Origin of the sequence: Novipirellula methanifontis (genome assembly GCF_052161655.1) — a bacterium.
Taxonomy (GTDB): domain Bacteria; phylum Planctomycetota; class Planctomycetia; order Pirellulales; family Pirellulaceae; genus Novipirellula.
The window spans coordinates 3,322,443-3,349,039 of sequence record NZ_CP197418.1; the positions used below are offsets into that span (position 1 = coordinate 3,322,443).

The 26,597-nt window shown below is 54.8% G+C and carries 18 protein-coding genes; 11 read left to right on the forward strand and 7 right to left on the reverse strand.

Annotation, left to right across the window (positions count from 1 at the left end; all coding sequences use genetic code 11):
- Nucleotides 1-73: 73 nt before the first annotated feature.
- Entirely contained in the window at nucleotides 74-3,511 is a 3,438-nt protein-coding gene (locus SH528x_RS11855) for a protein kinase domain-containing protein (protein ID WP_442510729.1), read from the forward strand.
- A 265-nt stretch (nucleotides 3,512-3,776) separates the two neighbouring features.
- Here the strand turns inward: SH528x_RS11855 and epsC are convergent, their stop codons facing one another.
- On the reverse strand, nucleotides 3,777-4,745 hold the full coding sequence (epsC, locus tag SH528x_RS11860) for a serine O-acetyltransferase EpsC (protein WP_442510730.1): 969 nt from the start codon (nucleotides 4,743-4,745) through the stop codon (nucleotides 3,777-3,779).
- Nucleotides 4,746-4,968: 223 nt separating this feature from the next.
- Nucleotides 4,969-5,481: a hypothetical protein gene (locus tag SH528x_RS11865; protein WP_442510731.1), complete on the reverse strand. Its 513-nt coding sequence runs from the start codon at nucleotides 5,479-5,481 to the stop codon at nucleotides 4,969-4,971.
- Nucleotides 5,482-6,352: 871 nt separating this feature from the next.
- On the opposite strand from SH528x_RS11865, the gene SH528x_RS11870 reads away from it, so the two are divergent.
- Nucleotides 6,353-6,748, forward strand: a complete 396-nt coding sequence (locus SH528x_RS11870) for a hypothetical protein (RefSeq protein WP_442510732.1) — start codon at nucleotides 6,353-6,355, stop codon at nucleotides 6,746-6,748.
- Nucleotides 6,749-6,804: 56 nt separating this feature from the next.
- Here the strand turns inward: SH528x_RS11870 and SH528x_RS11875 are convergent, their stop codons facing one another.
- On the reverse strand, nucleotides 6,805-9,243 hold the full coding sequence (locus SH528x_RS11875) for an efflux RND transporter permease subunit (RefSeq protein WP_442510733.1): 2,439 nt from the start codon (nucleotides 9,241-9,243) through the stop codon (nucleotides 6,805-6,807).
- Nucleotides 9,244-9,518: 275 nt separating this feature from the next.
- Here SH528x_RS11875 and SH528x_RS11880 point away from each other — a divergent pair, with 275 nt between their 5' ends.
- Nucleotides 9,519-10,760 carry an NAD(P)/FAD-dependent oxidoreductase gene (locus SH528x_RS11880; protein ID WP_442512113.1) on the forward strand — a complete coding sequence of 414 codons (1,242 nt, stop codon included), beginning with the start codon at nucleotides 9,519-9,521 and terminating at the stop codon, nucleotides 10,758-10,760.
- A gap of 265 nt (nucleotides 10,761-11,025) precedes the next feature.
- Here SH528x_RS11880 and SH528x_RS11885 read toward each other — a convergent pair whose 3' ends face one another.
- On the reverse strand, nucleotides 11,026-13,662 hold the full coding sequence (locus tag SH528x_RS11885) for a DNA gyrase subunit B (protein ID WP_442510734.1): 2,637 nt from the start codon (nucleotides 13,660-13,662) through the stop codon (nucleotides 11,026-11,028).
- 212 nt (nucleotides 13,663-13,874) lie between these two features.
- The gene (gene rnhA / locus SH528x_RS11890) at nucleotides 13,875-14,339 is read right to left on the reverse strand and encodes a ribonuclease HI (RefSeq protein ID WP_442510735.1); all 465 of its coding nucleotides are present in this window, start codon (nucleotides 14,337-14,339) and stop codon (nucleotides 13,875-13,877) included.
- A gap of 281 nt (nucleotides 14,340-14,620) precedes the next feature.
- On the opposite strand from rnhA, the gene SH528x_RS11895 reads away from it, so the two are divergent.
- Nucleotides 14,621-15,292: a hypothetical protein gene (locus SH528x_RS11895; RefSeq protein WP_442510736.1), complete on the forward strand. Its 672-nt coding sequence runs from the start codon at nucleotides 14,621-14,623 to the stop codon at nucleotides 15,290-15,292.
- Between the two features lie 238 nt (nucleotides 15,293-15,530).
- Here SH528x_RS11895 and SH528x_RS11900 read toward each other — a convergent pair whose 3' ends face one another.
- On the reverse strand, nucleotides 15,531-17,384 hold the full coding sequence (locus tag SH528x_RS11900) for a sensor histidine kinase (RefSeq protein WP_442510737.1): 1,854 nt from the start codon (nucleotides 17,382-17,384) through the stop codon (nucleotides 15,531-15,533).
- A 762-nt stretch (nucleotides 17,385-18,146) separates the two neighbouring features.
- On the opposite strand from SH528x_RS11900, the gene SH528x_RS11905 reads away from it, so the two are divergent.
- The 4 genes from SH528x_RS11905 to SH528x_RS11920 all read left to right on the forward strand — a co-directional run bounded on the left by SH528x_RS11905 (nucleotide 18,147) and on the right by SH528x_RS11920 (nucleotide 22,514).
- Nucleotides 18,147-19,781 (forward strand): SHD1 domain-containing protein, encoded by a 1,635-nt coding sequence (locus SH528x_RS11905; protein ID WP_442510738.1) that lies wholly within the window; start codon nucleotides 18,147-18,149, stop codon nucleotides 19,779-19,781.
- A gap of 154 nt (nucleotides 19,782-19,935) precedes the next feature.
- A complete protein-coding gene (locus SH528x_RS11910; RefSeq protein WP_442510739.1) occupies nucleotides 19,936-20,466 on the forward strand; it encodes a GrpB family protein in 531 nt (176 codons plus the stop codon).
- 84 nt (nucleotides 20,467-20,550) lie between these two features.
- On the forward strand, nucleotides 20,551-22,212 hold the full coding sequence (locus tag SH528x_RS11915) for a serine/threonine protein kinase (protein WP_442510740.1): 1,662 nt from the start codon (nucleotides 20,551-20,553) through the stop codon (nucleotides 22,210-22,212).
- Nucleotides 22,209-22,514, forward strand: a complete 306-nt coding sequence (locus SH528x_RS11920; RefSeq protein WP_442510741.1) for a hypothetical protein — start codon at nucleotides 22,209-22,211, stop codon at nucleotides 22,512-22,514. The genes SH528x_RS11915 and SH528x_RS11920 overlap by 4 nt, the downstream gene beginning before the upstream one ends.
- 100 nt (nucleotides 22,515-22,614) lie before the next feature.
- Here SH528x_RS11920 and SH528x_RS11925 read toward each other — a convergent pair whose 3' ends face one another.
- A complete protein-coding gene (locus SH528x_RS11925) occupies nucleotides 22,615-23,358 on the reverse strand; it encodes a class I SAM-dependent methyltransferase (RefSeq protein WP_442510742.1) in 744 nt (247 codons plus the stop codon).
- Here SH528x_RS11925 and SH528x_RS11930 point away from each other — a divergent pair.
- Genes SH528x_RS11930 through SH528x_RS11940 form a run of 3 tightly spaced genes read left to right on the forward strand, consistent with a single transcriptional unit; the run spans nucleotide 23,330 to nucleotide 26,477 of the window.
- Nucleotides 23,330-23,695, forward strand: a complete 366-nt coding sequence (locus SH528x_RS11930) for an ExbD/TolR family protein (RefSeq protein WP_442510743.1) — start codon at nucleotides 23,330-23,332, stop codon at nucleotides 23,693-23,695. The two genes, SH528x_RS11925 and SH528x_RS11930, sit on opposite strands and share 29 nt — an antisense overlap.
- Nucleotides 23,695-24,144: a biopolymer transporter ExbD gene (locus SH528x_RS11935; RefSeq protein ID WP_442510744.1), complete on the forward strand. Its 450-nt coding sequence runs from the start codon at nucleotides 23,695-23,697 to the stop codon at nucleotides 24,142-24,144. Before SH528x_RS11930 ends, SH528x_RS11935 begins: the two co-directional genes overlap by 1 nt.
- Before the next feature lie 2 nt (nucleotides 24,145-24,146).
- A complete protein-coding gene (locus SH528x_RS11940) occupies nucleotides 24,147-26,477 on the forward strand; it encodes a hypothetical protein (protein WP_442510745.1) in 2,331 nt (776 codons plus the stop codon).
- The last annotated feature ends 120 nt before the right edge of the window (nucleotides 26,478-26,597 follow it).

The following is a 26,597-nucleotide window of genomic DNA, read 5'->3' on the forward strand; positions in this document are numbered from 1 at the left end:
GTTCGAATGATTGATTCAAAAACGATTGCATCGGATACGCAACACGCGATGAAACCTGCGAATGGAGTGGGGCATGCGAAGAGAGTCTGTGCCGCTCGACAATGATTCGGTCGACGTTCACGCAGCACAAACCAACTCGTTTTATCAGCAATTGCAGAACAGCAAGAACGCTTCCTTTACTGGCAGTTTGCTGTTGGATGAGTCACGGCTGAAGGCGGTGCTTCAACAATTTAATCAGGCCAATGATTCGGTTGCGACTCAGTCGCTTGGATCAGCCGCACCTCAAGATGACTTTGATACGCCGCTGCAGATTGGACGTTTCACGATCCGCGGAATCTTGGGCGTAGGCGGATTTGCAACAGTCTATCGTGCTCATGATGAGATGCTGCATCGTGAGGTTGCGTTAAAATCAATTCGCCGAACTAGCGAAACGACAACCGAAGACGAGGATCCTCGGTTGTTCGAAGCACGAGCGGCCGCTCGTCTGAGCCACCCCTGCCTCGTTCCTCTGTACGAAGCGTTTCAAGACACACAGTCGGTCTATCTCGTTTCCGAATTCTGTGAGGGCCCAACACTCGCCAAATGGTTGAAAGACAACCCCGGGCCGGTCGATCCGGCGGTCGTAGGGGACACCATCTTGCGTTTGGCCGATGCGATTGTTCATGTCCACGAACGGGGACTCGTTCATCGTGACATTAAGCCGCAAAATATTTTGTTGCAACAGACTGGGGCCTCCGAGCCGCAATCACGACTATCGCCGCGGTTAACCGACTTTGGATTGGTTCGTGATCTTTTTTGCGAAGCCAACGCTGATTCGGACGACCGAATGGTTGGAACGCTTCACTATATGGCCCCCGAACAGGTGCTTCACGCCGAACAGACGCATGGCGAAAGTTGCGATATTTTTTCCCTCGGGGTGCTGATGTATCGAATGCTTACCGGATTGCTGCCACACCGCGGCAGAAATGCGGCGGACGTGTTTGAATCGATTTGCTTTACCGAGCCCGTGGCTCCTCGCATTGTTTCGCCCAGCGTCCCGAGGGACCTCGAAGCGATCTGCATGAAATGCCTCGCCAAGGATCCCGCTCAACGCTACGCCAATGCGAGTGAATTGACTGCCGAACTGAACCGGTGGCAGCAAGGATTGATGGTCCACGCTCGCCCTCGCTCTCTTGCCGAACGAACCCTCGTCGCTGCTCGCAGGTCACCTTTAGAAACGGGCTTGTTAGTCACCGTGTTTCTATTGATTGCCGGCGGTGCCACTGTACTTGCCAATAGCAATCGTCGTCTCGCCGACAAACAACAATCTTTGCAAAACGCTTTGGCTGACATCCAAGTCAGAAAAGAGCTCGCGATCCGGCAGGAGCATCAAACGCGTGTGCAACGAGATCGAGCAAAAGAGCACGAACGGATTGCGATTCAAACTGCCTACCATTCCGATTTGCGACATGCCTATTCGTCGTTGGCTAGCAAAAGTCCGGCCAAGGCGATTCAGATTGCCGAGTCAATTGAGCGATTCGTTGCGGGCGTGATTCCCATCGGCGATGATTTGCGTTTGTTGAAATCACGAGCGAGCAAAGATTGGCTTTCCTTAGCTCCGCACGCCATTCAGATCCGCGACGTGCTGATTTTGAAGCGAAGCGATCGCGGCCTCGTTGTCAGCGAAGAAGGAGTCATTAGGATTCATCGCCTTGACAATGCAGAGGTGTCCAAAGAGTTGGTTTTTCCCGATGACACGCATGTCTATTCGGTGGCGGTCAGTGCCGACGAAACCCTAATGGCAGTGGGCAAACAGATTGCCGACGACGGGGAATGGTTAGAAACCCGCAACGAGGTTGAGTTCATTGCGTTGGACGGTTCCCCGCCTCCTGCACCGTTAACCAATTTCCCCACCACAATCCAATCACTTGCATTCAGCCCCGATGACGCTCGAATCGCGGTGGGTTGCCGCTACGAAGCGGTTCAAATTTTCCCGGTATTTCCTAACGAATCGACATCGGAAAAAGCCCCCGTCATTTCGATTGACTCACCTCGGCGAAACCATGACATCGCATTTTCACAAAATGGCAAACAATTGCTGACGTTGAAACAGCAAGATACGCCGTGGCTCGTCAACGTCGACAACCCATCGATCGCCGATGAATTCCACTTGGGAATGTTGGTTTATCGAATGGCGTGGTCCAACGATGGACGCTATCTCGTTTGCACTTATTCCAATGCTGACTATCTGCATTTGATCGATTTAGAATCACCGAATCGCAAAATCCGACTCGAACAACCGATCGGCAAGCCCAATTGCGTGGCGATTTCCGATCAGGGACATCAAGTAGTGGCAGGTTTTCACAACGGAGCGATCGTCACTTGGGACTTGAGTAAGGCCATTGCCGCCGCAGTCGACGAAACCACGGACAATCAAATCGCATTGGATCCCACGGGTTTCAATGTTTTGCACAATGGGATGGTGACCGCAATCACGCTGGATGATCAGGGACACATCCTTAGCGGCGGTGAAGATGGGGCCGTCGCCATTAGCCCCTTTCACGCGATTGTGGACCCTCAAATTGCCACGACCCAACATTCCACAGACGCAGCACTAACTCACGATGGGAAAACGGCGCTGGTGGTCTGCGCCAATTCAGAGGTCCTCTGGATTGATACGAAAACCTTACAAGTTAATGACGTACAGATCCCTCGCCCCGGAGAATTACCAACGCAAGTCAAAGTGTCACCGAACGATCAGTGGTTGAGCGTGGGATACGATAGCGGCAACGCCCAGTTGGTCAACTTGTTGAAACCGACGGTTTCCTATTCGATCTTGTGTCCCGAATGTCAAACTGATCACCAAAGGCTCGTCAATGTCGATTTTGGCATCGACGGTAATCAGATGCTCGTCTCTTCCGACCGCGGCTACGAGATCAAATTGTGTCAACTGCCCCAAGGCCCACCCGACCCCGACAACACCGATAGCGAACTGGTGACCATCGGCCAACAACGATTACCGGTGGACCATCGTGCAAGTCTGCTGCATAGGACGAATCATTGCTTGTTGTTTGGCGAGTACATCGGAGAATTTCGATTCGATGAAGGTGACGGAAACGTGGTCACACGCGGGGTGAACCAATTTCGTGCGGTATGCGCCGATCATGCAACGGAGAGAATTTTTTCGGCTGCGTTTGATGGCCGAATTCGGCTGCATGACTGGCAAGGCCATATTCTGAAAACAAGTAGTCGCTGGGAATCCGATGAAAACGGGCATCGACGGTGGCCAGAGATGACCTCGATCGCCATCACGCCGGATCACGAAAGTTTGTTAACCGGCGGCCATGATGGTTCGATCGCAATCTGGAACTCGCGTGATTTGCGGTTCATTGGAACCGTTATCCCCGCAAACGGACGCGGTCCGATCACCAATATCGACTTCGCGGACGACGCCAGCGTGTGGATGTACCATCAAGGCGGAGAAAACCTTGATCAGCCGCCGGTCGGCCTGCGAATCGAGCGGATCCAGTAGCGCGTTTCAATCAGAACGATACGTTCAGGCGAGCCGATTCAGGTTGATGCGATGGAGGAATCGTTAGGAAATAACTTCATTGGTTTTGCCCCGCAGCAGACGAGTGCAGAAGTGATTTCCGAACCATTCCTCAATGGTTCCTAGTGATCGGTCGCAATCTGTCGCAGAAAAATTAGGGTAGTGGATCTTGCTAAAGATCCTGCTGCATGAAGATCTTTAGCAAGATCCACTACCGCCAACCCGAATGTTCGAGTCTGACAGACCACTAGATCTGAAAGTTCAGCTCATCGGCGAGTGAATCATTTTGTCCGCTGCGAACTCGCAGCTGTGGCTTTTCGAGCACCACGGTGGTTCGCGGTCCTACACTCTTGGTGATCCACACGCTCGAACCGATCACGCTGTCTTTGCCGATCGTCGTCTTGCCGCCCAAAATGGTTGCGTTGGCGTACACGACGACGCCGTCCTCAATCGTGGGATGACGTTTGGTCCCGCGAATCAATTGACCATCGTCATCGGTCTTGAAACTGAGTGCTCCGAGCGTGACCCCTTGATACAGTTTCACTCCGCGTCCGATCACACACGTTTCACCGATCACCACACCGGTGCCGTGATCGATAAAGAAATGATCGCCAATGGTTGCACCGGGATGAATGTCGATCCCCGTTTGTTTGTGCGCCCACTCCGTCATCATGCGAGGGATAAACGGAACGTGCAGCTTGACCAATTGATGAGCGATTCGGTAGACCGTGATCGCCTCGAATCCGGGATAGCAAAACACCACTTCATCACTGGTTTGGCACGCTGGGTCGCCATCGTAAGCCGCTTGAACATCGGTCGCAAGAATGCGACGCAGTTCTGGGATTCGCTTTAATAGCTCGATCGCCATCGCTTGCCCTTTGGCCTCGAAGTCGATGTCGCTCTCACAATCCATGTGATTCTTTTGCACGCGGTGTTCATGCCGCAGTGCACGCGCAATCTGAGTGGTCAATTGGTCATGCAGCGAATCGATCAGACTGCCGACATGATACCCAACGTTGCCCGCATGCAGCCCCGTCTTGCGACGGTAACCCGGATACAGAACGTCCTTCAAATCAAGCAGAATCTCGACCACTGCGGTATAGCTTGGCAGCGGGCAATGACCGAGATGATTGAGCGCATCGTCGGGCGTGTAGGTCGCAACGATCTGTTCGGTAAGTTCAGGGAGTTGCTCTTTCAATCGAAAGTCGGACGACACGGTACTTCCCTCAATTCAATTGACCAAACCAAAATCACACCCCAAGGTATCTTGAAGGCATGGTTACGAATCACAATTACAATCGTAACCACAATCTCAAGCTGCGTCTGCCACATCGCTTGTGGCACAGCCCGCTGGACTTATGGCAACGGTGCTCCGGGCTAACCGAAGCAGACGAATTGCCTTCCCGTTAACGAACCGCTTTCCCCCAAACGAATCGGCGTTACCGACCGATCGTTGGTGGGTTGTCCAACAAGAAATCGCGAGGTCCGTGATGGCTGTAGTAGGGGTAACCTACTTGGCCGCTCGGAGGCCCTGGGTTGGTAGGTTGGGCTTGGGCCTGCGCCGCCGCCCGGTGGCCAAACAGGCCTGGTTGCAGGTGCGAACTGTAATCCAAGCCGCCTTGTTGCCAGCCGAGAGGACCCGCAACGCAGCCAGTGCGACCGCATCCGCCAGCCGAGCAACCGCCGGGACCGCATTGCCCTTGTCCCGTCAGTCGACCCACGATACCGGGACGACCGCCGCAATTTCCGCCGCACGACTCGCCACACGATTGGCAGCCGCTGTGCCGCGAACCAATGCGTCCCAGCAAGCCTGTGCCGCCGGAGCCGCAATTGCCTGTGCTGCAACTCGGAGTGCCACAGCTCTGGCATCCGCCACGAACGCCGTGATGCAAGCACCCCGTCGTGGTGAACAATAGACCTGCAAGAGAACTAATCAATAGCCAACGATTCATCGCCGAATCCTTCCGCGAATACGCCACATGCTTGTAGCGAAATGCTGTGGTGTTTTATGTAGGGGTCGCCCCATTCGAATTCGTTCTTTCAAACGGATTCCTCAAGTACGACGTCATATCACTACTGTCATTCGGCCTTTGACGATTGAACCATACACACAATCGGTGCGACCCGAGCAAAGCGAATGAAACCACCGCGACAAAGACTCCGCAAACCTCCCAATTTATTGCTAGCGACCGGCAAGTCGGTGTGCCGGTCATTGCAAAACGGCTCGAAAGCCCCTGTGTCGTCTACATTTTTAGCGGTCGCGGCGTGAGGCCTGGCCCAAATAGCGTGGACTTAAGCGTTTTTGACTGAGCCGACTGCGTTAGCCGTGGGCCATCTACTTTGGTTAGCGGCACGGCGCAAGCCGTCCGGTCGCAGCGAGTAAAACGTTCAAATTAGGCCGAGCGGCTTGCGGGCTGTCGGTTTAGTGAGCCGCTCGCGCGTGAGCGGCCGGGTCCCACGCCATTACTCGGTACGTTACGGTCCACGGCCCACCAATGCAATTTTCGTTTACATCAGCAACCCGCTTGCGCCGTTTGCCTAGAAGAACACTCCTCTAACGCCCGATAAGCCGGCAGGGGGGCTCTCTGCCAGTCCATTTTTCTCGGGTTGCTAATGGCCGAGCATCTTTGGTAGTTCCGAGTCTGTACGAACCACGAGGTGCATTCGTACGGTATTGGCATTAGCGACCTCGCTTAGAGAGTATCCGAAAAGGGGTCTGACCCTTTGGAAGCGAGTCGCTTTTGTTGAGTTTTTTGCCTCGCCGGAGAGGGTCAGACCCCTTTTCGGATACCCGCTTAACTGGACGCAAAGGAAATGATCGTCATGAATCGGCAAACATGGACCAAGCTTGCATTGATCACTGGCTTGTTCTGCGGAATCCAAGTCACGACTGCACAAACGTCGAGTGCCCAGGTCACCGCCCCGCGGGTGCTTTCATCGTCGACGAATCACAGCGCAACGCTCGAAGAACAATTGACGAATCGTCTGCGAGCGACGAGCGAAGACCAGCGTGCTTACATTCGCTTCGTGGTTTTGAAGGTCAAGGAAGGCAAGCTCGATCTGCGACTGGTCGTGGCCGTAGAGCGTTACGCACTGCGCCGCCGTCCTGATTTCCCGTTTCCGTTTTTCGAACGAGCGATGAAGGTACAGGCAGCTAAATACAACGTGGTCATGCCACCGGTGAAATCATTCGCCTCGACGATTTCGGTAGACCGTTAGAATTCGATCGCACAGCAGGATTTTGTTTTAAACGCGGCACGATCAGTGACTCCGTTTCAACGCGTTTGTCTTGTCCGGCGTCGCCGCGGCAACCGTCGCACATCAAACGGCAATTTGCGACGTGGCGAATCGGAGCCGATCTCCGCTTTGGGATCCGCACTGACCGAGCGTGCCAACCAACGTCCCAGGACACTGGACATCAACGATGGCAGAAGCAGTAGATCGCCGATCAGTGCCGCCATCAACAGTCCCATCATCAAGACCGCAAATTGGCTGGTCGGGACAAAATCGCTGAACCAATATGCCATCAGCGACAAACCGCAAACGAGTGTCGTTTGCAGCATCGCCCAACCGCACTGCGACAACGCGCCATAGACCGCTCGAATTTGCCCGAGTCCACGTGCACGCCGTGAACCATACCGGCTGACTAAGTGAATTGTGTCGTCCACCGCGATCCCCAACGCCACGCTGGCGGTCATCACCGACCCAATATCCAGCGGCGTGCGGACCAACCCCATGCACCCGAACAATGCAATCGTGGGAAACAGATTCGGAAGCATCGCGATCAAACCGCCTAGCACGCTTCGCAACAGGAACATCATGACGATCGCAACGACGCCAAACGCAGCCAAGAAGCTGCGGAACAGGTCACTCAGCAGCACTTCTTGTGCTTTCTGCACGATCGCGACATGTCCCGTCAACGTGACGTGAACATCCAATTCACTGTCGGCAACCTCCGTCTCGACCGCACTAAGAATTTGGTCGATCATGATCCTGTGATCAACGTTCTCGTTCTGAGGCAGCCGGATGCTGACACGCCAGACCTCTGCTTTTTCGTCTCGCGAAATAAAGCCCAACTTTCCGATCGATGACTCGGGATCAGCAATCAGGGAACGCACCACGCTGCGACTCGCCGTGGCTGATAAACTTGCTCCGCTCTGTACCGGTGGAATAAATGACAACGGCGACAAGACACCATCGACCGACTCCATTTGCAAGGCGGTCTTATGAACTCGCTTGACCAAATCCAATCGTTCTAGCGGATCGTCGTCTTCGCTGATTGGCGGAAACGAGACCAGCAATTCTCCCGTCACCGTGGGTCCGATATTTTCTTCGAACCATTCATATTGCAGACGGATATCACTGCTAGGCAAAAACATTCGCGGCACATTGACCGACGTTTCTAGGTTTCGCAGTCCAAAACCAAGTCCAATCGTGATCAACACAAAGCTGATGATGACCGGCCATGGTCGCGCCAATCGTTTGCGAATTCTTCTTCGTACACGTCCTCGAATACGGTTCAGCCAAGTGTCTTTGTGCGCTTCGTCGGGGGCTGGCATTCTTGGGTCGGTTAGTACCATCGCGCCAGGCAAAACCAACAACAACATCAACAGTGTGCCCAAGACTCCCATCGATGCAATCGCACCAAAGACGCGAATCGGTTCGATCCGTACTAACACGAGCGACCCAAGTCCCACGACCGTCGTTCCCGTGGCCAGCAAACATGGAGCGACTCCTGCCCGCATCGCACGACGTGCCGCCCCCGTTCGATTCAGTTCGGGATGCTCGTGCGATGCGTCAAGATAATAATTGCTAAGATGGATTCCAGCCGAAACGGTTAACACGAACACTAGCGGTGGTAACACAATCAGCACAGCGTTCAGCGGCGTCCCGATATAATAGACGGCGGCCAGCACCATCCCTTCGCCAATCACGGCCACCAACGTAATCACCGCGGTCAACGGAATCGATCGCAGTGCAATGAAACACAAAATGGCGGCGAACACGGCTGACGGGGGTGCAAAATAGCGGACCGATCGCACACTCGCTTCGTCCACCGTCGCTCCGTCAAACGGACCTCCTACCATGGCGATCGATTCGACTTGGGTGCCCACTCGCTGAGCCACCATTTCACGGATGACCGGCAACACATGGCGCCGGGCGACCAGAGCCGATTCATCCATCGATACGATCATGCAAGTCTGTTCGCCATCGTTTCCCACCATCGATCCGTGCAATCGGGCGACAGCAACGCGGCGTGGCAAGCTGGCGGGCGATGCCATCATCTTGTCCAGCATGTTGGATCCGCTGCGACACCATTTCAGGGGATGCGTGGCGCCACAGATTTGCTGCACCTCGGCGATCTTCTCAAGTGCCCAGTCCGGCAACGGTTCACGTGCCTCGTCCAAAAGATCGTTGGGCTGCTGGCACAACGGATCGAGTAGGGTCACGGCATCCTGCAACGACTGCGAACCGAGATCCGATCCATCCCAGCCCATCAAGATCACGTCGGCTGCCGAAAAACGATGCGTAAACTCGTTGAACTCTGCCTTTTCCGGCAGCGAATCAGGCACCCAATCGGGTGGTCGATTCAAAATACTTTCGATCGACGCGTGTGAATGCAAAATCGCCGGAACAGCCAACAGCAACAGCATGCCGAGACCGATTGCCAAGCGTCGTAGATAACGACGTCGACGATAATCGATTTCAGCCATGGATCGGCTCCTGCTGGTAAACGGAGATCACTTGCCACACGCGGCAGGTGAATTAACTCACTGTTGTTATACCCACCGAAATGCGAATTTTGCAGCCACACTGGTTACGGGTTACCAAAGAACCTTGCCATCATGGTTAGAATACGACGGCCAGGAAAACTGTACCGAGCATGTTACCGGGCGGGCAAGTTGGCGGATGGATCGACCTAGGCAGCATTTTCAAGGTCGACCGTGCAATCACAATATTGTTTGGCAAAACGAATAAAAGGAAAATGATGAAGTCAAGTTACGATTGCGTCGTTATCGGCGGTGGACCTGGGGGTTGCTCCGCAGCCGCGATTGTGGCCCAGGCTGGGCATTCTACGTTGTTGATCGAGCGTGAAGCGTTTCCTCGATTCCACGTGGGTGAATCGCTGATGCCCGAAACGTATTGGCCGCTTCAACGTCTCGGATTGAACGATCGCGTCAAGAACGCGGGTTTTCAGGTCAAAAAGAGTGTGCAATTTGTAAGCCATCATGGCAACGAATCGGCACCTTTCTTTTTCCGCCAACACGATATGCGAGAATGCAGCGACACATGGCAAGTCGAGCGAAGCGAGTTCGACAAGATGCTGTTCGATCGTGCCGAAGAACTGGGAGCCGACTGCTATGACCGAACCCGTTTGATCGATATCCGTTTTGACGACATGCATAAGATTGTCGGTGTGACGGTGCGTGATCGCAATGGAACGGATCACGACATCGATTGCGCCGTCGTTATTGATGGGACGGGACAGCAATCGTTTATCGCGAACAAGTTGAAATTAAAAGAGGTTAACCCTGAGCTGCGGAAAGTCGCGATCTGGTCGTACTATCGTGACGCGGTACGAGACGAAGGTGATAACAGCGGGGCCACAATCATCCTGAACACCGAGTCCAAGGAATCGTGGTTCTGGTTCATTCCATTGTCACGAGGAATCACCAGTATTGGTTGCGTTGGCGACACCGACTACATGCTCAAAGGCCGCGCCAAGCCAGAAGAGGTCTTTTTCGAAGAGCTCGAGCGATGCCCCGGACTGAAACCCCGCTTGGAGAACGCAACGCGGCTCGGCGATATCCGGGTCGCCAAAGAGTTTTCGTACATGACAAAACAGCAAGCCGGCGATGGCTGGGTATTAGTCGGTGACGCTCTTGGGTTCATCGATCCGGTGTACTCGTCCGGCGTCTACTTTGCACTCGAAATGGGAGTGCGAGCTGGCGATGCCGTGGTCGAGGGCTTCAAGAAGAACGACCTCAGCGCCGCTCAACTTGGCGGTTGGACCGAGTCCTTTCTCGAAGGCGTCCATTGGCTTCGCAAATTGGTTACCGCGTTTTACACCAAAGAGTTTAGCATCGGCCGGTTCATGAAAGAGTATCCCGAGCACCGTGGCCGGGTGACCGATCTGTTGATCGGCCGCATCTTTGACGAGAGCTCCGAACAATTGTTCAAAGACATGGACGATTCGATTGAAAAGGCCAAGATGGAATCGGCGATGTAGATGTTCGCTTGATTACGAGCAATCGCCATCATAATCCGACGCGTCAGTTCTGAAGTGACGCGTTTTTCACAACCCGAAGCGTAAGCGAGGGAATCTCGATATTGATGCGGTCCCTCGCTGACGCTTCGGGTTATGATTTGCCGGGAAAAATGACAATAGCGCAACTTCAAAACGCAACGGTCGCGTCTTTTCGCTTCCGCTCGGCTTGTCCGAGCGGAAGCGGGCAACTGGAAGCTACCAATGGTTGCAAACTCGCTGAAGGCTATTAGACGTCTAGATTACGCACGTCCAGAGCATGCTTCTCGATGAACTCGCGTCGAGGCTCGACTTTTTCGCCCATCAGCAGGCGGAACATTTCGTCCGCAGCCCCGACGTCGGTCATGTTCACTTTCACAAGCGTTCGGTTGGCAGGATCAAGGGTTGTTTCGCGGAGCTCCTCCGCGTTCATTTCACCCAGTCCTTTAAAGCGAGTCACTTGCAGACCTTTTTCACCCGCTGCTCGCACTTCGGGAAGCAGCTCGCGAAGATCTCCCAACGGACGGCGGATGTCTTCACCGCGAACCAACTCGAACCGCGCCGCGGTGGATCCGGTTCGCTCGATCGGGATCAAGTCTTCCAGCGTGAACTGCAGCGGCAGGAGGTCCTTCAGGCCGCTGTTGATCGTTCGCACTTCGTGCAGCTCGGCCATGTGAGCAAGCACTTCGGGTTCCGCTGGCTCAGCAGCCGCTTTCTGTTCCGCGTCGTCCGAGGTCAGCTCGAGCACGTCCTCTTCGACTTCCTCGTTATCAAGTCGCCAACCACGCTCGTTGAGCATCGTTTCCACTTCTTCTTGATTGTGGAACCAGTGTTCTTCGTTTTCGTGCGTTAACAGTAGAGCCGGCAATCGGCCAGTCACTGGGTCTTGGCGTACCGCGTGAATTCGCAGACTGAAACCACGTCGCTCGAGTGCCAAGATTGCATCTTCCATTGATGCTAACGTGATACACAATTGACGCATCGTGTCGCCTTCGGCGCGACGTCCATCCTCGGCCTCGAAGACGGTGTCGTTCAAACCACGGTCAAGCAACTGAGATTTCATCTCTTCTTCGCTTTGAATGTAGTAACGGGTCTTGCCGTGCTGGACGCGGAACAATGGTGGCTGGGCGACATAGACGTGCCCTGCAGCAACCAATTGATACATTTGACGATAGAAGAAACACAGCAACAGTGTGCGAATGTGACTACCGTCAACGTCAGCATCCGTCATGATGATGACTTTGTTGTAGCGTCGCTTCGTCAAGTCTTGATCGGCACCAATCCCGGTTCCGATCGCTTGAATCATCGACTGGACTTCTTCATTGGCAAGCACTTTGTCTTCGCGGCTCTTGTAAGCGTTGATGATCTTACCTCGCAGCGGCAGGATGGCTTGGTAGTGCCGCATCCGACCGCCTTCGGCCGACCCGCCTGCCGAGTCACCTTCCACCAAGTACACTTCGCACTCTTCCATCTTTTTGCTGATGCAATCGCGAAGTTTTCCGGGAAGCCCGCCACCGCCGAGTGCGTCTTTACGTTTCCGTAGCAAGTCCTTTGCCTTGCGAGCCGCTTCACGTGCCTCGGCCGCAAGCAGTCCTTTCCGCACGATCGTTTTGGCAACGCGAGGGTTTTCTTCGAAGTATTTGGCTAGTTGCTCTCCAACGCCTGCGTTGAGGATACTTTCGACGTCGCTGTTGCCCAGCTTCGTTTTGGTTTGGCCTTCGAATTGTGGATGCGGCACGCGAACGCTGATCACTGCCGTGATGCCTTCGCGGAAATCGTCGCCACCGGGAACCGCCGAACCTTTGAAGAGGTTTTCTTTTTTGCCGTAGTTGTTCAGCGTTCGCGTCAACGCCGAGCGGAAACCAGAGACATGCGTGCCTCCTTCGATCGTATGAATGTTATTGACGTACGACTGAACGTTCTCGGTGTACTCGGCGCTGTACTGCATCGCGATATCGAACTGAGTTCCGTCCTTTTCGCCCTGCAACTGAATCACGTCGCTGTGCAAAACGTCGCTGGCACGATTGAGATGCTCGACAAATTCAACAATCCCGCGCTCATACTGGAAATCGCCGCCTTCGCCATTGCGTTCATCATGAAATTTGATGTGAACACCGCTGTTCAGGAACGCTAATTCCTGAAGCCGCTTGAAGAGCATATCGAAGCTGTACTTCGTCACGCTAAAAATTTGATTATCGGCTTTGAAGGTGGTCTTGGTGCCGGAACGTTTTGTCACGCGGCCTTTGACGACCGGACCGGTGGGAACGCCACGTTCGTATTCTTGAGTCCACGTAAATCCATCGCGGCTGACTTCGACTTCGGCCCATTGGCTCAAAAAGTTGACCACTGTAACACCGACGCCGTGCAGACCACCCGATGTTTGATAGGCCCCTTTTTCGAACTTGCCACCAAACTTCAAGACCGTCATTACGCCCTCGAGCGTACTGACTTCGCGGTCGAGTTCTTCGGAGAGTTGATCATGGCGCGTGACGGGAACTCCGCGTCCATCATCTTCCACCGTCACACTACCGTCGGTGTGAACGGTGACCGACACGGAATTGGCAAATCCCGCCATCGCTTCGTCAATCGAGTTGTCGACGACTTCGTAGACAAGGTGATGCAGTCCTCGGTTGGAGGTGTCACCAATGTACATCCCGGGACGCTCGCGAACGTGCTCGAGGTCAGAGAGGTGCTGCAAATCTTTGTCGGTATATTCCGAGTTTGCTTTGGGGGCAGTGGAGACCTGGATGGAGGCAATTTGCTGTTGGGGAGCATCGCCAGTAACCGCTGCAGCATCATTCACTGCGGCTGTTTCAGGGGTTGCGTTAGCGTCAGCAGCAGGAGTTGCGTCGTCGGATGTGGGTTCCGATTGGGAGTCGTCGCTCATGAAAAGCCTGTATCGAGAACACGCGGGAAGTAGCCGAAAAAAGTTAATCGGTATGCGACGTATTCTAGCGTTTTTCTCGATGTTCCGCGATGCCTGCTTTGTATCCAAAAACAGGCTGTTTTTACGGTGTTTTAGCCGTTTTCGAATCGGCTTTGTCGTTTCCCAACCGAGCGATCAAGAAACCCCAGTTTTGAGGCCCTGCGAAAACAATTTTAGCGTGCAGATCGCGGCAAGTACTTTTGGTACGCTTGGACCGCCAACTTGTCACAACGCTCGTTTTCGAGATGACCGGCGTGCCCTTTGACATGGTTGAAGATGATCTTGTGCTTTTGAATCAATTGATCGAGTTCACGCCACAGCTCTTCGTTTTTGATCGGCACCAATTTCGAGCCGTCTTTGCGTTTCCAGCCGCGGCTCTTCCAACCTTTCATCCAACTTGTCATCCCCTGGCCAACATAAGTGCTGTCGGCATGCAACGTGACTTCGCATGGTTCCTTCAGCGATTCAAGTCCGCGGATGACCGCCATCAACTCCATGCGATTGTTGGTCGATTCGGGTTCACCATCGCTGCGCTCGAGTTCTTTGTCCGTTTTGCTGCAACGCAAAATGAAGGCCCAACCGCCGGGGCCCGGATTCCCACTGCAGGCACCATCGGTGAACAGATCGACTTTTTTCATCCTTACCTTCCCTCATTCCCTTGAAATATCAACTTCGGTCCGTGCGACCCACGCACTCACATCCAGCCCAACTGTCTAATGCAAAAGTGTGCTGGCAGTGCGAAAACAGTGAATCTTAGATCGATTCGAGCAGCGAACCCGATACATTAACAAATGGAGAGCCGAACGAACATCGATCCAGTCGTCGTCGCACAATCCAAAATACGCTGGGGGGAAGCACGGTGCCAGATTGCACACCAAATTCGAAATCAAATCCTAGAAGTTGCGTTCCGCTGCGCGTCGTGAGACTCGCTGCGGTGATCGTCGCGATGATATTGTCGCTGGACCGTCCGGACGCGCAGGCCCAGATGATCAACACCGCGGCCCCGTTTCAGCAGATCGGAAACAACTCATTCGAAAATAACCAGTTCGGCTTCTCGCTGCAGGGGCCGAATTTCTTTGCGAACATCAATCCGGGGAACAATCCGGCGCCGTTTGCTCCCGAAGCGGTTAATTCAGGGATTTCAGGTGGATTACGGCAAAATTTCGGCAACGGGGTTTCAGGCAATTTGCGATTCAATTTTGCTCAAGGAAGTAGCCAAACGCTGTCCAGCACCACCCCCTCGGTGACCACGATGAATGGAGTGCCCGGGTCGATCGTATCGCAAACGGTGACGCCGTTTGTCACCGGCGTGACACCGGTCGTGGGCTCTTACCCGGTTCTCAACAATCCATCGCAAATCAGCCAGCAATTGATTCAGCAACAGTTAATGGCAGTCCAACAATCCAACTATCAACAACGAGTTGAGCAGCTCGAAGAATCGATTGAGCGGGCCGAGCGTGCTGCGTCGCAAGGCAAGGTGAAGATGGCGCGAGCCAATTACTTGAACGCGATTCGTATGGCACCTGAACCGCTACGCTCATCGCTGCAACAACGGATGACAGCAGTGTTAAAGCAATCTCGCAGTCGTTAATTTCGGCTGTCCCATCGCGTGAGCCGTGGGCCGTAAGGCACCGGGTAATGCCCGGGACCCGGCCGCTCACGCGTCACGGCTTACTAAACCGACAGCCCGCTTGCGCCGCACCGCTACAGGCACCACCCGTTTAGTGCCAAAGTAGATGGCATTGGGCGTAGCGTTATCGGCTGATCCAATACGGAAAAAACGAAAAAATAGGCCAGTCGAACTGCGAAGGAGTCGATGGTTCACAGGATCACGTTGAGGGGCGCGACGCTGCCAAACTGCTCGTCGCTTCTTGCAAGGCTGCAGGCATCGCATTGGGTTGCGAGATCGAGATGGAGGAGATATCCGGCAACCGCCATGGCAACGTCACCCAAAAACGACTGCCACGTCCAAGTTCGCTTTCAAAATCGACCTCTCCACCGAGCAATTTTGCCAACTCTTTGACGATCGATAACCCCAAGCCCGTGCCCGCAAACTCGCGAGTCAAGCCTTCGTCGTTGAGCACCTTTTGGCTCTGACGAAATTTTTGGAAAATGATCGGTTGATCTTCGTCGGCAATCCCGACTCCGGTGTCACTGACGGACAACCGGAAGCGACCGTTTTTGACATCGTCGATATGGACGGTGATCATGCCCCCTTCGGGCGTAAACTTGATCGCATTGCTAAGCAGGTTGTTCAGGATTTGGCCGAGTTTGTTTTGATCTTGGTACGCTTTGGGAAGATCGTCGGGAATCTCGACCGTTAGCGAGATGTTCTTTTCTTCGGACAACGAGTGAATCATATCGCACTGCGCCGATACCAATCGCGACAAGTCAAATTCCGCGCGACGCACTTCCATCTTGCCCGCTTCGACCTTGGCTAAATCCAAGATGTCGTTGATCATTTCCAGCAACAAACGCCCGCTTTTACGGATGTTTCCTGCATAGCGACGCTGTTTGTCGTTGAGCGAATCGATTCCCTGCAGCACTTCGGAAAAACCGATAATGCTGTTCAACGGCGTTCGCAACTCGTGACTCATGTTGGCTAAAAAGTCGCTCTTCAGTCGGTTTGCTTCGTACAGTTGCAGGTTTAGCTGAGCGAACTGATCCACCCGAGCATCCAATTCGCGATTGACTTCTTGGATCTTGTCTTGAGTCTCGGTCAAGTGACGAAGCATCCGGTTAAACGCGTCGGCCAATTCGCGAAACTCGTCTTCGGTATCAATTGTCGCTCGTTGATTAGTGTCGCCGTGGGTAATCGCATCGCTGACATCACGCAGGTGATACAGCGGCTGCAGCACCAAGTAGCGAACGATCGCGTGCAAGACGAACAACGTCACGGCGATAATCAACATCGCCAAGGCAATCACGATTGCGCGAATCCAAGTCGTTTGTTCGTGTGTTTCCTGGTACGGCATGCTGACGCGGAACACACGAAACGGATACTGTGACGCGAGCTTGGAGGGGTCTTCGTTGGGCGACGTCGAAATCGCTCCCCCCGTTGGATTGTGGCACGACAACACGCAGGTGGGCTTGAAGAAAACGGGCGAGTAATAGATGTAACGATCGTCCACCGGACCATCTTCGGCAAACACCGTGGTGCCAAGTAAACCGATGCGGCTCATCGCTTCGTTTTCACCCAGATCCAGCGGTCGCTCGACATCGGGCCGATCTTCGGCAATCTGGCGACTAAGCCACTCACGGTATTGTGGCTGCAGACTTTTCAGGCGACCAAGCTCCATCTCTCCTTGCGTGTTCGAAGGCGAGGGCAATTGGACGCGGGGCAAGTTGTCGTAGGTTGCCGAATCCTCGAGGGCCAAAATTTGGAAATCAATTTTGGCGTTCAGCAACTCAGATCGTAGCTCCCCCAACAACTCTTTCTCGCGTTGGACAACATCGGCGGGCAACGCCGCGGACCATTGTGCATCGCTATGGATCATCATCAATTCAGCAGCCGCGTAGTCGCGAGCCCGTTGCCGGGTCGTGTTGGTGACCAGACTTTTGGCGAGCAATTGGACCACAAAAAAGGCCGCGCACATCAGAACGAGCAACGCCGAGCCAAAAAAGAGCAGACATTTCCGCTCTAGGCTCATCGATGCAAAAACGCTCTTGATGAAGCGAAACATGAAAATCCAAGACAATCGTAAAAGAGAAAAAACAAAGGTGATTTGACGAGCAATCACCAGGCGTCCGCCCAGCATCCTGCTCTCAGCAGCCGCTCGCTCGGCTCGACCGCCGCCCAACCAAAGTGAGAGATGATGCCTGAAAACAGCGGTTTTCTTCGCGTTTAGCAAACAATCACACGACAGATTTACCCGCCAATCACAGGGGCCGTACCTGTAGTGTGACGAATTACGTCGATTCAGGGGAGGCGAATTTCACGATCAGGGTGGGGGTGGGTAAACGGCCCGATATTATTGTCGCTCGACCATTAAAACCCAACCTCATTGCCCAAAGCTCTTAAATTAACCCAAATTCGCTGCTTGCTTGCTGTTTTTCTGACAACTAGCATGTGGGTCTGGATGATGGCTAAATCCTCCTGTCAAAAAACCGGTTCGATAATCGAGCCAGGCCATTGAATCCCTATCCCACCTTAGAAACTCGCACGCGACCCGCACTACGGTGTGGAGGAGACAAAACGAATTATGAAACGATCGGCCCGACATCTATACCGATGGAGCCTCGTTGCCACGCTAACTTGCTTGCTCGGGATTAGCCCCGCATCGGCCGGATGGCTTCTTCGGCATGCTTGCAGTGAACCGGCTCCCTTGTGCTGTGAACCTGTTCATTGCGCTCCGGTTCATTGCCCCCCAATTTACTGCCCACCGATCCATTGCCCTCCGGTTTACTGTCCGCCGGTTGCTTGTCCTCCCGTCTATTGTCCCCCCGTGCCCTGTGCGCCTGCACCGGTCGATTGCTGCGGTGAAGTGTCTTACGACATCGTGGACCACGGTGGCGTTTGTGACTACAGCGGCGTGGACAATGGCATCGTGATCGAATCGGCTCCGATGCAATACGACAGCGGAATCGAATTCGCTCCGCCGATGGACCACAGCAGCATGCCAATGGAAACCAGTCCATCGTCTTGGCCTCCAAGCGATCTCGGATCGTCGAGCGAAGTGGAAACCACTTCGCCATCGGATTCGCCGTTCAACAAGGCCCCGGTGAATGAGGACCCTGCCGATCACAGCGAACAGGCTGCTCCTGAGATGCCAGCGGATACGACTCCCGAACCGCCAGCGAAACCAGCTACCCCAGAACCGCCTGCGAAACCAGCCACTCCTGAACCTCCAGCGGAAAAACCAGCACCTGAGGACGATCTGTTCAGTAGTCCCGCACCTGCGACTCCCGAGCCATCGACTCCTAAGCCAGCTCCGGCGAAGTCGGCACCCGCTGACGACTTGTTCGGTGACCCAGCAGCCCCTGCGACCGACGATTCGGCCCCCGCAGACGACTTGTTTGGCGATCCAGCAGCCCCTGCGGCTACCGAGCCCGCACCTGCAGACGATCTGTTTGGCGATCCTCCACCGGCAGACACCGACCCTATGCCTGCGGACGAACCGGCACTCGACGATTTGTTTGGTGGCGATGCTCCAGCCGCTGGCGAAGAAACGGCTGCCAAACCACCCATGGATGACGACATTTTTGGCGGTGCTACCGAAGCTGCCGTTGAAACTCCTGCTGACATGCCAGCAACCGATTCCGTTGACGATCTGTTTGGTGGCGATGCCCCAGCAGCGGATGCACCAGCAACCGAACCCCCTGCAGCGGATGCGGGACTTGATGATTTGTTCGGCGGTGATGCTCCGGCACTCGACATGCCTGCGGACGATGCTGCTGCGGTGGAAGCACCTGCAACCGATGCCGCTGCCAGCGACGCGGGACTTGATGATCTGTTCGGCGGTGACGCTCCTGCCATCGACGCAGCTCCAGCGGATGCGGCCGGAAGTGACGCAAGCATCGACAATCTGTTCGGTGATACACCGGAAGCACCTGCGGACGCCCCTGCCGATGCTCCAGCAGACGGACTTGACGGTCTGTTTGACACGCCATCAGGTGACGATGCTGCTCCAGCCTCGGATTCGATCGACGATTTGTTTGGCGAGCCGAGCGAAGGCGAAGAAGCCGCTCCTAAATCTGACGATGCGGGAGCATCAATCGATGATCTGTTCGGCAGCGTCGAACAAATCGAAGCTTCCTCGCCTGAAATGGTTGCCGATCTGCCGGCTCCGGCCGAAGTAGCTGCGAAAGATTCGACTCAGCTTGTCGTATCGGAAAAGAGCACGGTTCGAGTCACTTCGCTTGCCGACACTCGCTCGCGTACTTGGATTGACAACACTGGAAACTTCCGTACCGACGGACGTTTGGTCGAAATCAATTCCACCAACATTCGTTTGTTGAAAGCGAACGGCAAAAAGTGCACCGTGCCATTCTCGCGAATGTGTGCGGCGGACACCGCCTACGTCGATTCGATCGAAAAACAGATCGAAGCTTCCAAGGTCGCAATGTTGATCAGCCGATAATCAATTCCATTTGATTTCAAAATTTGAACCGGGCCAACGAGCAATTCGTTGGCCCGGTTTTTTTATGGACGGCATCCCGAACGATCGGACTTCGGCTACATTCAATCCTGGAGCGACAAATCCACCGACACGAATTGATCAAGGCATTTTCGTCATGGCCCCCCATCCAGTACGTTTGATGCACTTCGATCCGCGGTGGCGTCAGGAATTTGAGCAAACTCGCAGCAGCGTGCTGCTGTCGTGTGAAGGCCGGGTGGTCGACGTCGTCCATGTGGGTAGCACCGCAATCTCAGGTCTGATCGCACGCCCAACGATTGATGTCTTGGCCGGAGTTGACGACGTCACGATGATGGAACCGGCAGCGCTACTAATCGAAGGACTGAATTACCGCCGCGCCGAAACCCCTGATTGGGCGGGACCAGCCATCACGCTGTGTAAACCTCGTTATGTTACGCCTGATCAGCCCGACCCGACCCATTGTGTCTATTTAATGCAGACGTCGAGCGCCGCTTGGGCTCGGGCGGTTTCCATTCGCGATTATCTGCGTCAAAATGCGGAGTCGGCACTCGATTTCGAAGAGGCCAAGGTACAGCGTTGGCGACACGGTGAGGGGGATTTGCAGCAGTACGAAGCGGATAAAGCGATCTTCTTCGCGCACCTCAAAGACCAAATCGACGCGTCGTAACCGCCCCGCACCGAGGCAAACTATAATCAATTCAAATTTTGCTCCTCGTTTCCTTCAAAACTCATTCCCAAGCGTTAGTCTCCTATGCCGCGCAGCCGACTTGGCCCGTTAGCGATCGAAGTGAAACTCGGTGACCACCCGTCGCAGAGTTCGGTTTGGCGCGCGATTCATGTGCAGCTACACAAAGCGGTTGCGGTCAAGGTTTTCTCGTCCCCGTTTGGGGCGACCCCGGAAGCACGTACTCAGTTTGCCGCCGAGTGGGAAACACTGAAAACGTTGCAACATCCCGCGATCGCTCGTTGCTATGGCGGCGGATTCGAAGACAAAGAGGCCTACTTGGCTTACGAGCTTGTCGAAGGCGAAACGCTGGCCGCTCAGATCGAGCGACGCACCCGTTTGCCGTGGGAATCGGTGCTCGAGTTCGCCGAGCCGATCATCGCTGCCCTCTGCTATTTGCACGAGCAGAACATTATCTATGGGATACTCGCGCCCGACAAAATTGTTTACGCCGGGCTGAGCCCCTTGTTGGTCGACGTTCGCATCGATCGATTCGGTTCCAATTTCAAGACTTCACGCCCCCCTACGCATCACGAAATCGCCTTTCGTCCCCCTGAATTGATCGACAACCCGACCTCGATCACTCACAAATCGGATCTCTATTCGTTTGGCGCGACGCTCTATTTTGCGATCACGGGTCGACCCCCGGTCCAAGGCGATACGGTCGAAGAGGTCACGCGAAACGTGCGAGAACAAACGCCTGTGTCGGCGGCGTCCTTGGTTTTAGATTGCCCGGTTTGGTTCGACAAATTGATCACCCAGTTGTTGGAAAAAGACCCCAGCAAACGGCCGTTTGGTGCCCCCGCCGTCCAGCTTGCTTTGGCGGAAGTAAGGCGTCGATCGATGTCCCGCACGGGCGTCGCTGAGCATGCATCTGCAGGATTTAGCCCGCTGAGTGTGACGGATCAAAAAGAACGCGACGAGGCTCGTTCACTTCTCGGTCGTGAATTGTTAGACGAAAAGAAAGAAAAACTCCCCGACGCAACGATCTGGCACGACAAGCCTTGGTTTTTGATCGGCGTTTTAGTCGCAATGTTATTGATGCTCGGTTGGGTAGCATGGCCGCTGGACGAAAACCAAATGCGAAAACGAGCCGAAGATCTGCTGTCGCAAGAAACGCAGTCGTCGATGAATCAAGCGAAGAACAATTATCTGCAACCGATGATTAACAAATTCCCCAACGGTGAACACACGACGTGGGCGGAAGAACAAGTCGACCGAATCGAGATGATGCAGGCCGAGCACGCGCTGTCGGTCAAAATGAAACGGAACCTCGCACTGAAAAACGAGGGCGAACGTTTGTACGCCGAAGCGGAACAATTCGAACGTTTCGGTGACACGTCCACGGCGCTCGATAAATACCGCAGTATGGAAACGTTGTTAGGTGACGATCCCAAGTACCGACCCTACGTCAATCTCGCCCGTCGCCAAATGGCTCAAATTGAAAACCGATCCTTTATCAAAGACGAAGCAGCCACGATCATCCAAGAAAAGCTTGATCAAGCCGAGCGAGAGCACCTGCGAGGCAACGTGGTTGCGGCGCGTCAAATTTGGTATTCGATCATCGAACTGTACGGCAACAATAGCAACGTCGGACCGCTCGTTCTGCAAGCCCAACAACGACTCGCCGGCAGCAATGCACCGGCACCCGATGCTGCCTCCTCTAGCCCGCTAAAGCCGCCTCAATGAATTTCGATGCCGAGCCCGATGAGCCGCTGATCGAGGCGAAACTCGCGCCGACCGAGGTGACTTCGCACGGCAATCGTTCGCAGAGATCATCGACCGACCGAATGATTCAAAGTCGTGGTGCCGTGCTGGCGGTGCTGTTTCTGGTAATGGGGGCGTTGGGCATTCCGTTGCTGTGGATGAACAAGGCATTCTCCAACGCGGAACGTTGGTTCTGGGCCGTGGTGGTATCGATCTATACCGCGCTGCTGATCTACATCGCCTGGCGAATTTGCTTGTGGAGCTACCACCAAATCTTCGGTTAACAAAGTCGTTGATCGCTCCGCGATCAAAACGCTAGACAGTACAGCAGATCGCTCCGCGATCAAAACGTTTCGATCGCGGAGCGATCAACGACATTTGCAATCACGCTCGCGTGCATCGATACACGAACGCGGGCGGCAAATTTCGCCATACCGTCGAACTTCGCCCCACTTGCGGGAACGTTTTCTTTAACCGAGACGAAAAACGTTGCCCTGCCGGCAAAGCTAATCCCTGCCAGTAAGCGAACGTTGCGAATTGGCCACCCGGTCGCAACACCTCCAGCATCGAATCCATAATCTCGCCTTGCAGTGGTTCGGAGAACGATGCCCAAGGCAAACCGCATATTACCGCATCAACATGAGGCATCGATTCGCGGCGACACAGATCGACCACGTTCGTCACGCTGTCTTCGTAAACGGTGACCGAGGGACATCGTTTGCGAGTCGCGGCGACCAGTTCGGCGGATCGTTCGATCGCGAAAAACTTGGCGTCGGGATGGAGTCGCTGGACAATCCCCTCGGTAAAAACGCCGGTTCCCGGTCCGAATTCGACCACGTTGCGAGCGGACTCCCAATCGAACCACTCGACCATCGTTTTGACCAATCCAGGACTGCTCGGGGCGATCGCCCCCACCTGAGTCGGGTTCCGGATGAAGTTTTTCAAAAATGTCAGCGTGTTATTCATCGACATAGCGTATCGCAATCGAGCCACCGCGCGGTAGGGCGTATTATTTTCTCGAGTCTCGTCCGCTACATTGACGCTTATGCGAGTCCCTAATCCCAACAACACTTCTCCGGTCGGCGCCAACATGACGCCCATGATCGACGTTGTCTTTTTGCTGATCATCTTTTTTTTGGTGTCCAGCCACCTGGCTCGCCAAGAGATTCATCTGCCCGTCGAATTGCCGATCGCCAACACCTACTTGCCTGAGAATCCCGATCGAACCGCGTTGACCGTGACCGTCGACGACCAATCTCAATGGCGAGTGGGCGGAAACGTGGTCGCAATTGACGAACTGAAGCACATTTTGGCCGACCATGCGGTTCGCAGCGGTCCAAGTGCCGCGGTGCGATTGCGAACCGACGGTTCGGTTCATTACCAGTACATCGAACCGATTTTGCGTGAAACGGCACTCGCGGGCATCTATGACGTCACGTTCTCGGTGCGTGAGGCGATTCGCTGATGAAAATTCCGTCATCACGATTGCAAGGATCGTTGAAAGTCGAAATGACTCCGATGATCGATGTCGTGTTTCTATTGTTAGTGTTCTTTGTCTGGACCAGCAGTTTTGAGTTGCCCGAGTTCGATCTTCCCAGTGCGATTGCCCAGCCGCCCAGCGTCGGCACGAACAACGAATCCACCGACACGCCGCCGGTCGAGATTTTTGACGAGATCATTATCCGGCTCATTGCTTCGTCGCCAGTCAATCTGATCGAGTTGAACGGACAACCCGTCGCGAGCACTGACGAACTGGAAAATCGTCTTCGCGAGATTCTGAAGCTGGGCGTTCAGCCGCCTGTGATTGTCGATCCCGAACCCACGATTGCGATGGCCGATGCGATCAAGGTTTACGACACTGCTCGCGCAGCCGGCGCGGATCGAGTTCTCTTTACCGCGAACGACGAGTCATGATCATGCGTCCATTCGTGCTGCATTGTTTGTGGATGCTCGCCCTCGCATTGCCGCAACTGTGCGTGATCGCCGATCAAACACCTGTCGCTCGCGTGACCAACGATCGCGATGCCGATCTGATCAGCGAGCTGATGCGCCGCGGCGAATTTGATACTGCTGAAAGATTGATTCGCCGGGGCCTTCAATCTTCGACGCCGAACAGTGATTCCTACGCACGCAATACGATCTGGCTGTCCGAGCTCGAAACGGCTCGACGGCGGACGATCGACGACTTTTCAATCGAAGACATTCAGGCAGCCCAACAACCGATCACCGAGTTGATCGCCGCCTATCCCGAGCACCCTCGAAGGCTGTTCCTAGAGTCGCAGCAGATCGCAGTCGAATTGGCTGCTGCTGAACATGATCTGTTGGCGATCATGATCAATCCCGGCGACACCGACCGCGGCGATCGTGCACTCCGCCGTCTGACCGATGCCGCAGCGAAGTCCGAATCACTTTCCAAGGCAGTTGCCGAAGAGAAGACGCGTTTAAATTCACAAACCAGCATGTCGCCAAGTGTCATGGCTGTGCTCGGTGACTTGACGCGGTTAGAGCAAGAAACACAAGTGCAGATCGTGCAAATCAAGCTGATGGAAACCGAGCTGTTCCCCAGTGGCAGTGACGACCGACTCGCCGCCGCCACCGCGGCACTGCGGTCGGCCGATCAAGCTCTAACGCGACTGCCGAGCGAATGCCAAGCACGTAACGAAGTCGAGCGATTGCGTGTCGTCGCGCTGTTGCGAAGCGAAGATTCACAACGAGCACGCAGCGCGTTTACGGAACTGACTCGCGAGGTGCCGCTGGACTCCGACGCACGGGTTCGTGCACTTGATATCCAGATCGACCTGCATTCGGATCACCAAGCCGACGCGATCAAAAAACTCGATGCGTTTTACGGCAATCAACCTAACCAGGCGCCGTTGTCGATTGAGATGGACTTGGTTCGCCTGGAATCGCTGCTGACGCAGAATGACGCGAGCAAGAACAACGTGGGCGATTGGATCGATTCGATTGGCACTCGGCATGGGGCATATGGACGTCGACGCGCCGAAACGATCGCCATTCGTACGTTGCGGTCCCAATCGGGCGACGTATCTGCGGATGGCACGGGAAACCGAATGGATCCCTCGATCATCGCCGCCCAGGGACGACAGTATTTGCGTGACGGCAATCCGCTGCGGGCGGCACAATTGTTGGCGAGCGCGGCGATGACCGAATCGAACCCAGATCACGCGATCCAGCGGTCGCTCGAAGCCGCCGCAGCATTTGTTGCAGCGGAACAGCCCGGCGATGCCGCGGACATTTTAGCGGGTGTTGCAAAGTTAAAACCAACCGGCAACGGGGCCGCCGCAGCATACCTACAAGCGGTGTTACTGAAAACTCAAAACAAGCCGGCGGCCAGCGAAATCGAGGCGATGCTGCGAACCACGATCACCATGTGGCCTGAGAGCGAACATGCACCGCAAGCGGGCAACTGGCTGATCAAACTGCTATCCGCCGACAAGCGAATCGTCGAAGCGGCCGAGGTCGCCGCGGAACTTGGACTCGACCACTATGAAACCGCGTTGGAACTTTGGCGGCAAGCGTTCCGCGAAAGTGATCCCGCCGATCAGAGCGAGTTGACCACGCGAATGAAACAAGCGTCTGCCTCTCGGCTTGGCGAAGCAAGCGTCGCATTGCGTTACCGCGAATTTGCAGCCTACTTTTTTGATCGCGACGCCCTGAGTGATCTTCCGGAGGCCGCCGCGTCGGATTCCTACAGCGAGACGTTGTTGCAATTTCGTGTCCGAGGCAAGCAAGCGACCGAGCTTCCCGCCCCTCCTGCGGACGTGTCGTTCGACACCGTCGCACGTTTGATGCAGGACGGACGGCAAAATGCGTCGTTGCGGGCAACGATCGCAAGCCAGATCGAAAGTTGGCCGGAACAATCGGGCAACACACTCGATCATGCCGAGCGACAGATCTGGCTCGGACAAGTCGAGGGTGCCAAGGCGACGGTCGAAGCCCTGGTAAAGGACTCCGCTTCGCCTGGTGCAATCATCCGCACCGCAGCGACTTTATTTGGCAGCAGCGACAATGCCGACGCGCAGCGTGAATCGATTCAGTGGTGGGACCGATTGGCAGCCGGATTGCCGGTCGGCAGCGACGATTGGCACAAAGCAAAGATCGAGTCTATTCAAGCGATCAAGCGGCTCGGTGATAGTGAACAAGCTCAGCAGCGAGCACGCTACATCCTGCTGACGCGGCCCCCGACCGCCCCCGACCTCCGCCGCCAATATCAAGATCTACAGTAGCGAAACTCACCTAACCGTAGGCCGGACCGCAGCGGAGCGGAGTTCCGGCATCGCGACTGCAAAGACGCCTGCATCCATGGAAACGCCCTTCCACCCGAGCTTGCCTTGGCGTAGTGGCAG